The sequence below is a fragment of the Cellulomonas sp. plas2 genome, assembly GCF_057221735.1.
In genome coordinates, this window is record NZ_CM170155.1 from 602,766 (window position 1) to 616,384 (window position 13,619).

A 13,619-nucleotide genomic window follows, 5' to 3' on the forward strand; every position below is an offset into this window, starting at 1 on the left:
CCGACCAGGGCCGGACCGCGCGGCCAGGGTCGGAGGTCCTGTGCCACCATGGCGTCGTGGCCCTTCGCGCAGACGGACGTCTGAACCACGAGCTGCTCCCCGGTGAGAAGGGCCCCCAGGACGCGTGCGGCGTCTTCGGGGTCTGGGCGCCGGGGGAGGAGGTCGCCAAGCTCGCCTACTTCGGCATCTACGCGATCCAGCACCGCGGCCAGGAGTCGGCGGGCATCGCCACCTCCGACGGCGAGCACCTGCTGGTCTACAAGGACATGGGCCTGGTCTCGCAGGTCTTCGACGAGACGGCACTCAACGCGCTGCAGGGCCACATCGCGATCGGCCACGCGCGGTACTCGACGACCGGCGGCTCCACGTGGGAGAACGCGCAGCCCACGCTCGGCGCGACCGCCGGCGGCACGGTGGCCCTCGGTCACAACGGCAACCTCACGAACACGGCCGAGCTCGTCGACCTCGTCGCCGAGCGGTACGGCCAGCAGCGCCGCGGGGAGCTCGCGCGCGGCAACACCACCGACACCGCGCTCATCACCGCGCTGCTCGCCGGGGACCCCGACCACACGCTCGAGGCCACGGCGCTCGAGGTCCTGCCGCGGCTGCGCGGCGCGTTCAGCCTCGTGTTCATGGACGAGCACACGCTGTACGCGGCGCGGGACCCGCAGGGGGTGCGGCCGCTCGTGCTGGGCCGGCTCGAGCGCGGCTGGGTGGTCGCCTCCGAGACGCCGGCCCTCGACATCGTCGGCGCGTCCTTCGTCCGCGAGGTGGAGCCGGGCGAGTTCCTGGCGATCGACGGCGACGGGCTGCGGTCGACGCGGTTCGCCCCCGCGGCCCGTGCCGGGTGCGTCTTCGAGTACGTGTACCTGGCCCGCCCCGACACGGCGATCGCGGGCCGGTCCGTGCACGCCGCCCGCGTCGCCATGGGCCGGCGCCTGGCGCAGGAGCACCCCGTCGAGGCGGACCTCGTCATCCCCGTGCCGGAGTCGGGCACGCCGGCGGCCATCGGCTTCGCGACGGAGTCGGGCATCCCCTTCGGCCAGGGCCTGACGAAGAACTCCTACGTCGGCCGCACCTTCATCCAGCCGTCGCAGACCCTGCGTCAGCTCGGCATCCGCCTCAAGCTCAACCCGCTGCGCGACGTCATCCGCGGCAAGCGGCTCGTCGTGGTCGACGACTCCATCGTCCGCGGCAACACGCAGCGCGCGCTGGTCCGGATGCTGCGCGAGGCCGGGGCGGCGGAGGTGCACGTGCGCATCTCGTCGCCGCCCGTGAAGTGGCCGTGCTTCTACGGCATCGACTTCGCCTCCCGCGCCGAGCTCATCGCCAACGGGCTGGCCGTGGCCGAGATCGGTGCCTCGCTGGGCGCCGACTCCCTGGGGTACATCTCCGTCGACGGCATGGTGGCCGCGACGGAGCAGCCTGCGAGCCAGCTCTGCGCCGCGTGCTTCACCGGGGTCTACCCCATCGAGCTGCCGCCCACCGACCGGCTCAGCAAGCACCTGCTGGAGCAGGACGCGCTGCCGCTCGGTGCGCCCGAGGACGGGCTGCTGTCGATCCTGCCGGGCGCCGGTGGCGCGTCGGCGCTGGAGCACCCGTGAGCGCGGGCGCGGCGGCGACGGGCGGCGGGCTGACCTACGCGGCCGCCGGCGTCGACACCGAGGCGGGGGACACCGCCGTCGAGCTGATGAAGGCGGCGGTGCGCGCCACGCACGGGCCGCAGGTGCTGGGCGGCGTCGGCGGTTTCGCAGGGCTCTGGGACGCCTCCGCGCTCACCGCGTACCGCCGCCCGCTGCTGGCGACCTCCACCGACGGCGTCGGGACGAAGGTGGCCATCGCGCAGGCGCTCGACCGCCACGACACCATCGGCTTCGACCTCGTCGGCATGGTCGTCGACGACATCGTCGTCGTGGGCGCCGCGCCGCTGTTCATGACGGACTACATCGCCTGCGGACGGGTGGTCCCCGAGCGCATCGCCGACGTCGTGCGCGGCATCGCGGCCGCGTGCGCGGTGGCCGGCACGGCCCTCGTCGGCGGGGAGACCGCGGAGCACCCCAGCCTCATGGCGCCCGACGAGTACGACGTCGCGGGCGCCGCCACCGGGGTGGTGGAGGCCGACGCGCTGCTGGGCCCGGACCGGGTCCGCGCGGGGGACGTCCTCGTCGCCCTCGGGTCGTCCGGCCTGCACGCCAACGGGTACTCGCTCGTGCGCGCGGTCGTCGCGCGATCCGGCTGGGGCCTCGAGCGGCACGTCGACGAGCTGGGCCGGACGCTGGGCGAGGAGCTGCTGGAGCCGACGCGCGTGTACGCCGCCGACTGCCTCGCGCTCGTCGCCGAGGCAGGCCCGGGCGCCGTCCACGCCTTCAGCCACGTGACCGGCGGCGGCCTGGCGGCCAACGTCGCGCGCGTGCTGCCGACGGGGCTGGTCGCGGACGTCGACCGCGGCGGCTGGGCGGTGCCGGCGGTGTTCTCGCTGGTGCAGGAGCTCGGCGGCGTGCCGTGGAGGGACCTCGAGCGGACGCTCAACCTCGGCGTGGGCATGGTCGCCGTCGTCGCGCCCGAGGCCGCCGACGCCGTCACGGCGCACGCGCGGCGGCTCGGCCTGACGGCGTGGGAGCTCGGCACGGTCCGGGCGCTGACCGACGACGACGCGACCCGGCCCGGGCTCGTCGCCGGGACGAAGGGCGTCGACGGCGGGGCCGTGCTGCTGCACGGGTCCTACCGCTGCTGACGCCCCGGCGCCGGCGCCCTGTCCGTGCTGGTCCCCCGCGCGCAGCCCGTGCCGCGCTGGTCCCGGACGCGCACCGGCCGGCCACCCCTGCGGGCGGCCGGCCGGTGACGGTCAGCGGGTGCGCCGACGGCGGACGACGAGGTCAGCGATCGTCGTCGTCGTCCGACCAGCGGTCCCAGTCCGAGGGGCGATCCGTGGTGTCCACGGCCCCGCGGCTCCGCTCGGGAGCGGGGTCACGGTGGCCGACGGCCCCGAGCTCCTGCTCCAGCGCCCGGTAGTTCGTCTCCGGGCTGTAGTACTTGAGCTCGCGAGCGACCTTGGTCTGCTTCGCCTTCTGACGGCCGCGCCCCATGGCATCGACCCCCTCTTACGTGAGTGTGGGGCGGCTCCGTGTCGTGCACGGGCGGCCCCTGATGCCGGTTCGTTGTGTCGGAGCGACACGCTACATGGTGCGACGCCCTCTCGACCACCGCGGACGAGGAGTGGGACGCCCGCCGCGGTGTGGCCCGCGACACGTCCCCTGCCGCCGGCCCGACGGTGACGTCACGACCGCCGCCTGCGACGTCGTCGCTGGTCGAGGGCCGCGACCGCGCACGCCCCGGCGTCCGGCGCGGGCGGGTGACGGGCATGGCGAGGGGTGGTCGTCGCATGACCCGACGTTCACCTGGACCTGTGGTGCGCCTGATCCGGACCCGTCCAGCACGTGACCCCGGCGATCGCCGGACGTGGGGCATCGGCGTAGATTGTCCGCACTGGGACGATCTCCGTCATGGGGCGGAGGACGCCATCCGCAGGGGGAGGTCGTCGTCCCGCACGAGGGCCTGGAGGTGTGTCATGGCACTGCAGTCAGAGTCGGAGACGCTGCTGACACCGTCCGAGGTGGCCAGCATGTTCCGCGTCGACCCGAAGACGGTCACGCGCTGGGCCAAGGCGGGCAAGCTCTCCTCGATCCGCACGCTCGGCGGCCACCGCCGCTACCGCGAGTCGGAGGTCCGTCGACTGCTCGACGGCCTGCCCTCGCCGCGGGTCCAGACGAGCTGATCCGGCCCGCAGCGACCCGAGCGCAGGTAGAGGACGCCGCCGCAGCCCACGGGCCACGGCGGCGTCGTCGTGTCAGCGCATCCGTCAGCGCATCCGTCAGCGCATCCGTCAGCGCATCCGTCAGTGCCGGCGGCGGACCGCGATCGTCACCACGAGCGCGAGGGCGCCGACGACGCCCCCCAGCACCATGCGGGCGCGGTTGCGGTCCTGCGGCGGCGCGTCCGAGCCGACGGCGTCCTGGACGAGCTTGCGGCCGCTCTCGACCGCGCGCGTGGCGTTGGCCTTCGGGTCGAGGCGGTCCGTCAGCTCGTCGACGGTCTCGGCGAGCTGCCGACGCGTGGCGGCCAGCTCCGCCTCGAGCGCGACCGTGCGCGGCGTGGCGAAGGTCCCGTTCTTGTCGCTCATCAGCCGATGGCCTCCTTCACGGCGGTGACGTCCTCGTGGACGTTCTCGGTGGCACGGGTCGGCTTCGGCGGGGACCCCGCGTCCAGCCGCTTCTTGCCGAGCAGGGCGAGCACGGCGACGACGACGGTGAGCACGACGACGACGATCAGCGCGGCAAGCCACAGCGGCAGGAACAGGTCGAGCACGATGACCACGAGCGCCAGCACGGCGATGCCGAGGTAGGCGGCCACCACCGCGGCGCCGATGAGCAGCCCGGCGCCGAGGCCCAGGGACTTCGTCTTCTCGACGAGCTCGGCCTTGGCCAGGTCGATCTCGGCGCGCACGAGGCGCGCCCCCTGCTCGCTGAGGTCGCTGACCAGCTGGCCGAGCGACCGCCCGGTGGTGCCGGCGCTCGTGCCCGCGCTCGTGCCCGCACTCGTGCTCGTGCTCATGGAGGACCCTTCGTCGACGGCAGTGGCCGTGGGGCGCGGGGCCCCACGGGGTGCATCGGCACAGTCTGTCGGTCCGCCGGTCCCGACGCGAGACGAACCCGGACCGGACCCGCTGGTCCCGCGCACGTCACACCGGTGTCGTGGTGCCGGGGGACGCGCGAGGCTCCGGGACGGGGGACGCGACGCGGGCCGCGGTCGTCAGGAGCGCCGGCCCAGCAGGTGGGTCAGGAGGCCGGCGGTCGTCGTGTCGTCGACCGGCACGGACGTGCCGTCCAGCGAGCGGATCGGCACGGACTGCCGACCGCTCGACAGCAGCCAGAGGCCGTCCGCCTCCCGCAGCCGCTCGACGGTGAGCTGCACCTCCGCGGTGGTCAGCCCCTGCGCGGCGAACCACGCGAAGGCGGCCGCCTGCGTCGTCCCGGCGAGGATGCCCTGGTCGGTCGCCGGCGTGACGACCCGGTCGCCGTACCGGGCGACGAGCGTGGACGTCGGCCCCTCGAGGACGAACCCGTCGGATGACACGAGCACGACGTCCTGCGCGCCGCGCCGAGCCGCCTCGCGGTACACCGCCTTGTTGACCGCGTAGCTGAGCGTCTTCGCACCCTGCAGCAGCCACGGCGAGGTCTGCGCGACGTCGTGCCGGTACCCGCGGTCGAGCGTGACGACGTCGACGCCCTCCGTGCGCTCGCGCCGGAAGTCCGCCCCCGGGTCCGTGTAGACCCACGCCGTGACGGCCGGGCGGCCGTGCGCGTCCGTGGCGCCCTCGACCCCGCGGGTGACGACGAGCTTGCACAGCAGCTCCGGCAGGGGCTCGTGCAGCTCGACCGAGCGCAGGACGGCGGTGCGGAGCACGTCGAGGTCGAGCGCGGGCAGGTCGAGCAGCGTTGCGGACCGGGCGAGCCGGACCAGGTGCGGCTCGAGCGCCTGCACCGCGCCCTCGACGACGCCGAAGGACTCGAAGATGCCGTCGCCGCGGGTGACCCCGAGGTCCAGCACGGTCACGTGCGGCGCCGCGGGGTCGACCGCGCGGATGCGGGCGTCGTCGTCGGGCGCGGTCGTGGCAGTCGTGACGCCGGGAGCCGGGGTGCCGGCGGGCGCCCCGCCCAGCGGGGGCAGGGCGTCGACGAGGAGGAGGACGGGCACGGTCACGCTCCCTGGGTGCGGGTGCCGGAGGGGACCTCGACGACGTCGCCGCCGTCGAGCCGGAAGGTGGTGGAGGACTGGGCGTTGGCGATGACCCAGTCGCGGTCGACGTCGAAGCCGAGGCCGGGACCGGTGGGGACCGCCGTGACCCCGTCGCGGGAGACGACGGGCGGCACGACGACGTCCCGTGCGTAGTACTTGCCGGAGCCCGAGACGTCGGACGGCAGCGAGAACCCGGGCAGGCTCGACAGCGCGAGGTTCGCGGCACGTCCGACGCCGAACTCGTGCATGCCGCCGCACCACACGGGCACGTCGTGCTCGCGCGCCAGGTCGTGAGCGGCCAGCGCCGGCGTCAGCCCGCCCATCCGGGAGACCTTGATGTTGAGGATGCTCCCCGCCCGCAGCGCCAGCATGGTGCGCAGGTCGTCGAGCGCCACCACGGACTCGTCGAGGCAGACGGGCGTGTCCATCCGCTCGGCCAGGGCCGCGTGCGAGAGGAAGTCGCGCGGCCCGAAGGGCTGCTCGACCATCGTCAGCCCGTACCGGTCGAGGCCCGCGAGCACCGCGAACGCCTCGTCCGTCGCCGGGTAGGCGCCGTTCGCGTCGACGTGCAGGTCGTGGTCGGGAAAGGCCGCGCGCACGGCCGCCACCGGCTCCGCGTCCCAGCCCGGCGCGATCTTGAGCTTCACGCGGCCGTAGCCGGCGTCGACCTGGAGCTGCACCTGCTCCAGCAGCGCGTCGACCGTCGGCTCGATCCCCAGCGAGACCCCCACGGGCACCTCCGTGCGCGTGCCGCCGAGCGCCGTGGCGAGCGGGACGCCCTGCGCCTGCGCCCAGAGCGTCCAGCACGCGGCGTCGACGCCGGCCTTGGCGAACTCGTGCCCGCGGACCTTGCGCCACGCCTCCGTGGCCTCGCGCGGGTGCTCCCACTCCGCGCGCAGGAGCGCGGGCAGCAGGTGCTCGCGCGCGACGAGCAGCGTCGTGCCGACCGTCTCCGAGGAGTAGAACGGGCCCGACGGGGAGGCGATCTCGCCCCAGCCGACCGTGCCGTCCTCCGCGACGAGCTCGACGAGGACGTGCTGCAGCCAGCTCTTCGCGTGCGAGCTCGTCGTGAAGGCGTGCACCAGGGGCAGGCGCACCACCGTCGCCGTCGCCTCGACGACCCTCATCGCGTCCCCCTCCGGGTGGTGTCCGTCTCGTGCTGCGGGGTGCGCCCCGTGTGCTCGTCGGCCGCGACGTACACGCCCAGGGCACCGCTGATGCGGTCGCGGTCGGCCAGGCGACGGCGGGCACCCTTCGCGCTGGCGGTGGTGAGCGCCCCCAGCAGGTGGACGGTGGCCGCGACGGCGGTGGGGGAGTCGGCCCAGGAGGCGGAGTCGGTGCCGACGACCACCGTGACGGCGGCGTGCCGTGCCAGCGGCGCCCTCTCGTCGTCCGTCACGGCGACGAGCGTGCCACCGCCGGCGACGAACTGCTCCGCGATCCCGAGCGTCGTGCGCCGGTAGCGCCGGAACGAGAAGGCGACGAGCACGTCGGTGTCCCGCACCTCGGTGAGCACGTCGAGCGCGCCGACGATGGTGTCGTCGACGAGCGTCACCTGCGACAGCGCCGCCGACAGGTCCGCGGCCAGCAGCGTCGCGTACGCGAAGGACTTGCCGGCGCCCGTGACGAACCGTCGCCGGGCGCCGACGACGAGGGCCGCCGCGCGCAGCACCTCGCCCGACGCGGTGTGCCGCGCGAGGGTCGCCGCGAGCGTGCGCGACTCCTGCTCGACGAGACGGGCCTGGAGCACGGCCGCCGAGGCGCGGCCCTGCGCGCGCGCACCGAAGCGCGCGGACGGGCTGCTGAGCCGTCGGTGCTCGGCGTGCGCGTCCGCCGCGCCCGTCACCGGCCCGCCTCGCAGACGTACACGGCGGTCCCCGCGTCGAGCCGCACGCAGGAGACGGCGGCGAGGCCCTCGTCGAGCAGCCCGGCCAGCGCGTCCTCCACGCGGGCGCCCGTCGCGCGGGCGGCCGCCCGGTCGCCGGAGCCCACCTGGAGCGTCGCCGGGAACGGGACCGCCGCCACGCCCGGCAGCGTCGGGTGCCGCAGGACCCGGCCCCAGTCCGCCGGGCCGCTGGCCTCCCACGGGGCGGGGGGCGCGGGGCGGTCCGCGGGGTCCTGCTCCCGGTCCCGCGTCAGGTCCCACTCGACGACGAGGCGGTCGGAGTCGCCGTCGGCGTACAGGTCGCGGTGCAGCCAGCGGCCGACGGCGCCGAGCACGTCGAGGTTGAGGTGCGCGTTGCGGGCGTAGAGCGGGTCGAAGGACCACCGCATCGTCGTGAAGCCCCGCTCGAGCGCCGCCAGCCGCTGCGCGTGCTTCAGCCGGCGGCCCAGCCCGAGGCCCTGCGCGTCCGCGGCGACGACGACGGCCTGCGAGTAGAACCAGGCGCGGGAGCCGTCCCACCCGGGGAACCCGTACCCGAAGGCGACGAGGCGGCCGTCCGTCGTCCGGGCGCCGAGCGCCGCGCCCCCGTTGGCGGCGAGGGCCAGGAGCAGGCGGCGGTTGAGGCCGCTCTCGGACCCGTCGTAGCCGAACACCGCCCGGTACAGGTGCGAGGCCTCGTCGAGCTCCGCGGCGGTGCGCAGGTGGTCGACGACGACGTCGGGGGTGCCGACCGGGGACTGGGTCACGCCGCGATCATAGGGAACGTATCTTGCGGTGTCACCATCGTGGGCGGGGATCGGTGCTGCACGCGGACGCCCGTCTGGCGTCCCCGTTCCGAGCGGGACCTGCCGCGTATGCTCGCCGCATGACCGACGACGGCACCGCGTCCGACCGTCCGCTCGAGCGTCCGGGGGACCGTCCGGGCGAGGGCCCTGCCGGGGGTCCGGCCCACGGCGCGAGTGGTGGGTCGCCAGGAGGCCTGCCCGGCCCGCGACCGCCTGCCCGGGGCGCCGTCGCCGCCGTGGACGCCGGGGTCCTCGCGCGGGCGGACGAGGCCGTCGCGCTGCTGCGCGCGCTGGTCCACCTCGAGTCCCCCACGGGCGACGCCACCGCAGTCGGCGAGGTCGTCGCCCTGCTGACCGCGACCGCCGCCACGCTGCCCGGCGCCCGGTGCCGGACCGTGCCGTCCGCCGGCGGCCCGCACCTCGTCGTCGACGTCCCCGGCCACGGGGCCGCGGGTGCGCTGCCGCCCGTGCTGCTGGTCGGCCACGCCGACACCGTGTGGCCCGTCGGGACGCTGGACGGCGACGTCCCCTGGCGTGAGGAGGGGGACGTGCTCGCCGGGCCGGGTGCCTTCGACATGAAGAGCGGGCTCGTCGTGGCCCTCACCGCGCTCGCGGTGCTCGCCGAGGCGGGGCTCGACCGGCGGCCGGCACGGCTCGTCGTCGTCGCCGACGAGGAGGTGGGGTCGTCGACGGGCGCCGCCGTCGTCACGGAGGCGGCGGAGGGCTGCGCCGCGGTGCTGGGGTTCGAGGCGCCGCACGCCGACGGCGCCCTCAAGGACGCGCGCCTGGGCAGCACGCGGGTGCGCCTGGTGGTCACCGGGCGGGAGGCGCACGCGGCCGTCGACCCGGAGAAGGGCGTGAACGCGGTCGACGAGCTCGTCGACCAGCTCCTGGCCGTCCGGCAGCGGCTCGCGGCCGTCGCGACGGAGCATCCCGGGACCCTGCTGGTGAACGCCGGTGGCGTGTCCGGCGGGGGGCGCGCCAATGTGGTGCCCGCCCGGGCCGAGGCGCTGCTGGGGCTGCGGTTCGGGGACGCGGACGTCGAGCGGGAGGTGCTCGGGTACCTCGAGGCGCTCGTGCCGGTGCGCGAGGGGGCCACGGTCGCCGCCGAGGTGCTGTCCCATCGGCCGACGTGGGCGCCCGGGGCCGCGTCGGCGGGGCTGCTCGCGGCGGTGCGCGCGGCGGGCGCGGCGGTCGGGGTGGCGGTGGAGGCGCGGCCGGCGCCGGGAGCCGCGGACACGAACGGCACGGGCGCCCTCGGGCTGCCGACCCTGGACGGCCTCGGCCCGGCCGGCGGCGGCGCGCACGCGGTGACCGAGCACCTGCGGGTGACGTCGCTGCTGGACCGGGTCCGCCTCGTCGCGGTGCTGCTGCACACCCTGTGATGCAGGAGACCCCCCGGGCGTGGCCCGGGGGGTCTCGATGTGGCTCCGACCGGTGTCGATCCGGTGACCTCACGATTTTCAGTCGTGCGCTCTACCAACTGAGCTACAGAGCCGTGGTCACCTGGTCCAGGGGACCGGGTGGTGGAGCGACCCCGACGGGACTTGAACCCGCGACCTCCGCCGTGACAGGGCGGCGCGCTAACCAACTGCGCTACGGGGCCTCGTGGTGAGACCTGGTACTGGTGGTGCTGACCTGCGGAACTGCTGGTGCTGCTCGTACCCCCAACGGGATTCGAACCCGTGCTACCGCCGTGAAAGGGCGGGGTCCTAGGCCGCTAGACGATGAGGGCGGGATCACCGCCCCGCACGACGAGGCGTCGGAACCGGGGATGAGCATACGCACGCCCGGGCCGGATCCCCAAACCGGCCTCCGGCAGCAGGGTGACGGGGGCCGACCACGGCCCGACGACCGGCGTGCGGATGGCGACGACGGGGGAGGATGGGTCGGTGGTGGAGATGTCCGACGAGGAGTTCGACGACGCCGTCCGCGACGGGCTCGACCAGGTGCCGGCGGAGCTCGCGCGGCTGATGGACAACGTCGTGGTGCTCGTGGAGGACGAGCCGCCGGCGGACGCCGAGGACCCGGACCTGCTCGGGCTCTACGAGGGCACGCCCCTCACCGAGCGCGACGGCTGGTGGGCCGCCGGGTCGCTGCCGGACCGCATCACCGTCTTCCGCGGCCCGACCCTGCGGATGTGCGAGGACCGCGACGAGGTCGTCGAGGAGGTGGCGATCACCGTGGTGCACGAGATCGCCCACCACTTCGGCATCGACGACGAGCGGCTGCACGCCCTGGGCTGGGGCTGACGGGTCCCGCGCCGGTCCTGAGGGCAGCCGTGCGGGACGCAGCGGGCGTGCGGGTGCCCGTCGCTACCCTGGTCGCGTGACGACCGTCGCGCCGCCGCCCGGGTGCGGGGACCCCGGACCGCACCCGGTGCCCGACGAGGCGCACGGGCCGGGGACGCACGCGCACACCCAGGGGCGCGGCCACTCCCACGGGCGCGGTCACTGCCACGCGCACGGACCCGGCCACGGATCCGGCCACGCGCACGGCGCGACCGCGGCGCAGGCACACCGCGGGCGGCTCGTCGGCGTGCTCGTCCTCACGCTCGTCGTCATGGTGGCGGAGGTCGTCGGCGGCGTGCTGTCGGGGTCCTTCGCGCTGCTCGCGGACGCGGGGCACATGCTCACGGACTCGGCCGGCGTCGCCCTGGCCCTCTTCGCGACGGCGCTGGCCGCCCGGCCGGCCAGCGCCGCGCGCACGTTCGGCTGGCAGCGGGCGGAGATCCTCGCGGCGCTGGCCAACGGTCTCGTCGTCGCGGTCGTGGGGGTGCTCGTGCTGGTCGGCGGCGTGCGGCGCCTCGTCGAGCCGCAGCCGCTGGACGCGCGGCTCATGCTGGCCTTCGCGGTGGTCGGCCTCGTCGCCAACGCGATCGGGCTGGCCGTGCTGCACCGGGGGCAGCGCGAGTCGCTCAACCTCCGTGGGGCCTACCTGGAGGTGCTGGGCGACCTCGTCGGCTCGGCGGCCGTGGTCGCCGCCGCGCTCGTCGTCGCCGTCACGGGGTTCGTGCGCGCCGACGGCGTCGCGTCGGTCCTCGTCGGGCTGCTGGTGCTGCCGCGGGCCGTCGTGCTGCTGCGGGAGGTCGGCGCGGTGCTGCTGGAGAGCACGCCTCAGGGCGTCGACCTGGAGCAGGTGCGACGCCACATGGCCGGCGTGCCGGGGGTGACGGGCGTGCACGACCTGCACGCGTGGACCATCACGTCGGGCGTACCCGTGCTGTCGGCGCACGTGGAGGTGTCCGACGAGACGTTCCGCTCCGGCCGGGCCGCGCAGGTCCTCGCCGACCTGCGCGGGTGCCTCGTCGGCCACTTCGACGTCGACCACTGCACCTTCCAGCTCGAGCCGCCGGCGACGACGGGCACGGAGCGGCACGCGCACGTGTGACACGCGCACATGTGGCACGCGCACGTGTGGCACGCGCACATCTGAGCGGCCGACGCGGCGGGCCGGCATCGCCCGCCCGTGCAGGCGTCAGTGGTCTGCGCCGGGCGACGGCCCCTCGTCGGGCGTACCGGGGCCGCCGCTGCCCAGGAGCGAGCGCGTGAGCTGCTCGGCGTCCGACAGCAGCTCGTCGAGTGCCTCCGCCAGGTCCGCGTCCTGCACCGGGCGTCCGTCCGTCGCAGCGACGAGCACCGCGCGGCGCAGCAGCTCCTTCGTGAAGGAGGCCGTCACCCCCGCGCTGCGGGCGGCGGCGTCGTCGAGCGCGGCGTCCGAGAGCGGGAGGTCGCGGGCGTACAGGCGCAGGAGCTGCCGCCGCGCCTCGAGGTCCGGCAGCGGCACCTCGACGGCGAGGTCGACGCGGCCCGGCCGCTCGGCCAGCGCCCGCTCGAGCAGGTCGGCGCGGTTCGTCGTGAGCAGGAAGGTGACGTCGGCGTCGCCGTCGAGCCCGTCCATCGCGTCGAGCAGCTGGAAGAGCAGCGGGCGCTCACCCGGCGACATCCCGCGGTCCTCGGCGACGAGGTCGCAGTCCTCGAGCACGACGACCGCGGGCTGCGTCGCCCGCGCGAGCTGGGCGGCGGTCGTGACGTAGGCGAGGGACGCGCCCGACAGCAGGACGACGGTGGTGCCGGGCGCGCTGGCGACGAGGTGCCGGACCGTGTGCGTCTTGCCCGTGCCCGGCGGCCCGTAGAGCAGCACGCCGCGCTTGAGGTGCTGCCCGGCGGCGACGAGCTGCTCGCGCTGCCGGCCGATGCCGATGACGTGCCGACGGATCCGCTCCAGCGCCCCGGGCGGCAGGACGACGTCCGCCTCGCCCACGTCGGGGCGGGCGACGAAGGTGATGCCGCCGTTGCTGTGCGGCTCGAACGGCGAGCCGGAGAACGACACGACCTGCCCGCGCAGGACGCTGCGCTCGAGCATGAGCCGCCGGACCTCGTCGATGAACGCCGGGGCGAGGTCCTCGTCGAGGCACGCGACCTCGAGGGCTGAATCCCTCCCGTACTGCGGCCGGGCTGCGCGCTGCAGGACCGCCAGCGGCTGCCCGCGGAACGTCAGGAGCCGCACGCCGAACGCGATGACCCGGCGGGTGGTGTCCGGACCCGTCGGGAGGTTCACGCGGTCCACCGGACCGGTGCCGTAGAAGCCGTAGCCGCGGGTGAGCAGGTCGCCGAACGACTGGTGGTGCGCCTGGTCCCCGCCGCCGACGCCCACCACGCGCTCGCCGCCGCCGCGCTCAGCCAGCACCTCGAGCGCGATGTCGAGGTCGACGAGGGCGTGCCCGGGGATCTCCTCGCGCACGACGAGCGGCGTCACCGTGGCCGCCGAGCCGAGGTGCTCGCGCACGACCTCGCCGATCTGGGGCCCGTGGTCCTCCGCGGTCGTGCGTTCCTTGGCGACGACCTCGTCGAGGAAGGCGCGGAACGCCCGGACGAAGCCCTTCGTGCCGTCCGCGTCGGCATTCACCTGCTCGTCGGACGCCGGGAGGGACCGGGCGGCGGCAGGGGCGCCCGGGACGGGGGACCAGTCGTCGGGCGGGGAGGCGTCCATGCCCGGAGAGTAGGGGCGCGGGCGGTCCGGCGGGGCCGGTCGGGAGGGCACCGGTGGACGACGAGCCGTCCCCAGCCCCGGCAGCCGCCCCGGCGTCCCCGGCGGCGCGCCCGACGAGGGGCGGCGCGGGGCGCGGCGTGCGAGCGTGGGGGCCGTGCGCG

14 protein-coding genes and 3 tRNA genes are annotated in these 13,619 nt (G+C 75.7%); 6 read left to right on the forward strand and 11 right to left on the reverse strand.

The window, feature by feature from the left end:
- Nucleotides 1-56 precede the first annotated feature (56 nt).
- Both purF and purM read left to right on the forward strand, forming a co-directional pair.
- Nucleotides 57-1,604 (forward strand): amidophosphoribosyltransferase, encoded by a 1,548-nt coding sequence (gene purF, locus AC2TDM_RS02720; RefSeq protein WP_090033176.1) that lies wholly within the window; start codon nucleotides 57-59, stop codon nucleotides 1,602-1,604.
- Complete coding sequence (gene purM, locus AC2TDM_RS02725) at nucleotides 1,601-2,734, forward strand: phosphoribosylformylglycinamidine cyclo-ligase (protein ID WP_484635752.1); 1,134 nt, start codon at nucleotides 1,601-1,603, stop codon at nucleotides 2,732-2,734. Before purF ends, purM begins: the two co-directional genes overlap by 4 nt.
- A gap of 142 nt (nucleotides 2,735-2,876) precedes the next feature.
- Here purM and AC2TDM_RS02730 read toward each other — a convergent pair whose 3' ends face one another.
- A complete protein-coding gene (locus tag AC2TDM_RS02730) occupies nucleotides 2,877-3,086 on the reverse strand; it encodes a DUF3073 domain-containing protein (protein WP_090033179.1) in 210 nt (69 codons plus the stop codon).
- Between the two features lie 482 nt (nucleotides 3,087-3,568).
- On the opposite strand from AC2TDM_RS02730, the gene AC2TDM_RS02735 reads away from it, so the two are divergent.
- On the forward strand, nucleotides 3,569-3,775 hold the full coding sequence (locus AC2TDM_RS02735) for a BldC family transcriptional regulator (protein WP_090033180.1): 207 nt from the start codon (nucleotides 3,569-3,571) through the stop codon (nucleotides 3,773-3,775).
- A gap of 120 nt (nucleotides 3,776-3,895) precedes the next feature.
- On the opposite strand, the gene AC2TDM_RS02740 is transcribed toward AC2TDM_RS02735, so the two are convergent.
- From AC2TDM_RS02740 to AC2TDM_RS02765, 6 genes are all read right to left on the reverse strand, one after another.
- A complete protein-coding gene (locus AC2TDM_RS02740; RefSeq protein ID WP_090033181.1) occupies nucleotides 3,896-4,180 on the reverse strand; it encodes a DUF3618 domain-containing protein in 285 nt (94 codons plus the stop codon).
- Nucleotides 4,180-4,611 (reverse strand): phage holin family protein, encoded by a 432-nt coding sequence (locus tag AC2TDM_RS02745; RefSeq protein WP_090033183.1) that lies wholly within the window; start codon nucleotides 4,609-4,611, stop codon nucleotides 4,180-4,182. The genes AC2TDM_RS02740 and AC2TDM_RS02745 overlap by 1 nt, the downstream gene beginning before the upstream one ends.
- Nucleotides 4,612-4,809: 198 nt before the next feature.
- Complete coding sequence (locus AC2TDM_RS02750) at nucleotides 4,810-5,760, reverse strand: aminotransferase class IV (protein WP_239078680.1); 951 nt, start codon at nucleotides 5,758-5,760, stop codon at nucleotides 4,810-4,812.
- Nucleotides 5,757-6,923: an o-succinylbenzoate synthase gene (gene menC, locus AC2TDM_RS02755; protein ID WP_090033185.1), complete on the reverse strand. Its 1,167-nt coding sequence runs from the start codon at nucleotides 6,921-6,923 to the stop codon at nucleotides 5,757-5,759. Before menC ends, AC2TDM_RS02750 begins: the two co-directional genes overlap by 4 nt.
- Nucleotides 6,920-7,642 (reverse strand): MurR/RpiR family transcriptional regulator, encoded by a 723-nt coding sequence (locus AC2TDM_RS02760; protein ID WP_090033186.1) that lies wholly within the window; start codon nucleotides 7,640-7,642, stop codon nucleotides 6,920-6,922. The genes menC and AC2TDM_RS02760 overlap by 4 nt, the downstream gene beginning before the upstream one ends.
- Nucleotides 7,639-8,427 (reverse strand): GNAT family N-acetyltransferase, encoded by a 789-nt coding sequence (locus AC2TDM_RS02765; protein WP_484635753.1) that lies wholly within the window; start codon nucleotides 8,425-8,427, stop codon nucleotides 7,639-7,641. Before AC2TDM_RS02765 ends, AC2TDM_RS02760 begins: the two co-directional genes overlap by 4 nt.
- 119 nt (nucleotides 8,428-8,546) lie before the next feature.
- On the opposite strand from AC2TDM_RS02765, the gene AC2TDM_RS02770 reads away from it, so the two are divergent.
- Nucleotides 8,547-9,851: a M20/M25/M40 family metallo-hydrolase gene (locus tag AC2TDM_RS02770; protein ID WP_090033190.1), complete on the forward strand. Its 1,305-nt coding sequence runs from the start codon at nucleotides 8,547-8,549 to the stop codon at nucleotides 9,849-9,851.
- A gap of 40 nt (nucleotides 9,852-9,891) precedes the next feature.
- Here the strand turns inward: AC2TDM_RS02770 and AC2TDM_RS02775 are convergent.
- The 3 genes from AC2TDM_RS02775 to AC2TDM_RS02785 all read right to left on the reverse strand — a co-directional run bounded on the left by AC2TDM_RS02775 (nucleotide 9,892) and on the right by AC2TDM_RS02785 (nucleotide 10,201).
- Nucleotides 9,892-9,964 (reverse strand) — tRNA-Phe (locus AC2TDM_RS02775).
- 34 nt (nucleotides 9,965-9,998) lie between these two features.
- A tRNA-Asp gene (locus tag AC2TDM_RS02780) sits at nucleotides 9,999-10,072 on the reverse strand.
- Between the two features lie 56 nt (nucleotides 10,073-10,128).
- Nucleotides 10,129-10,201: transfer RNA gene (locus AC2TDM_RS02785), tRNA-Glu, on the reverse strand.
- 166 nt (nucleotides 10,202-10,367) lie between these two features.
- Here AC2TDM_RS02785 and AC2TDM_RS02790 point away from each other — a divergent pair.
- Together AC2TDM_RS02790 and AC2TDM_RS02795 are read left to right on the forward strand one after the other, a co-directional pair.
- On the forward strand, nucleotides 10,368-10,718 hold the full coding sequence (locus AC2TDM_RS02790) for a metallopeptidase family protein (protein ID WP_175499515.1): 351 nt from the start codon (nucleotides 10,368-10,370) through the stop codon (nucleotides 10,716-10,718).
- Between the two features lie 76 nt (nucleotides 10,719-10,794).
- Nucleotides 10,795-11,856, forward strand: a complete 1,062-nt coding sequence (locus AC2TDM_RS02795) for a cation diffusion facilitator family transporter (protein WP_373308396.1) — start codon at nucleotides 10,795-10,797, stop codon at nucleotides 11,854-11,856.
- A gap of 87 nt (nucleotides 11,857-11,943) precedes the next feature.
- Here AC2TDM_RS02795 and AC2TDM_RS02800 read toward each other — a convergent pair whose 3' ends face one another.
- Nucleotides 11,944-13,458, reverse strand: coding sequence for an AAA family ATPase (locus tag AC2TDM_RS02800; protein ID WP_484635754.1), 1,515 nt, complete (start codon nucleotides 13,456-13,458; stop codon nucleotides 11,944-11,946).
- Nucleotides 13,459-13,619: the final 161 nt, after the last annotated feature.

Excerpts from the sequence above, each read along its gene's own strand:
- AC2TDM_RS02730 (WP_090033179.1), bottom strand. The coding sequence starts at position 3,086 with ATGGGGCGCGGCCGTCAGAAGGCGAAGCAGACCAAGGTCGCTCGCGAG.
- AC2TDM_RS02735 (WP_090033180.1), top strand. The coding sequence starts at position 3,569 with ATGGCACTGCAGTCAGAGTCGGAGACGCTGCTGACACCGTCCGAGGTG.
- AC2TDM_RS02740 (WP_090033181.1), bottom strand. The coding sequence starts at position 4,180 with ATGAGCGACAAGAACGGGACCTTCGCCACGCCGCGCACGGTCGCGCTC.
- AC2TDM_RS02745 (WP_090033183.1), bottom strand. The coding sequence starts at position 4,611 with ATGAGCACGAGCACGAGTGCGGGCACGAGCGCGGGCACGAGCGCCGGC.
- menC (WP_090033185.1), bottom strand. The coding sequence starts at position 6,923 with ATGAGGGTCGTCGAGGCGACGGCGACGGTGGTGCGCCTGCCCCTGGTG.
- AC2TDM_RS02770 (WP_090033190.1), top strand. The coding sequence starts at position 8,547 with ATGACCGACGACGGCACCGCGTCCGACCGTCCGCTCGAGCGTCCGGGG.
- AC2TDM_RS02790 (WP_175499515.1), top strand. The coding sequence starts at position 10,368 with ATGTCCGACGAGGAGTTCGACGACGCCGTCCGCGACGGGCTCGACCAG.
- AC2TDM_RS02800 (WP_484635754.1), bottom strand. The coding sequence starts at position 13,458 with ATGGACGCCTCCCCGCCCGACGACTGGTCCCCCGTCCCGGGCGCCCCT.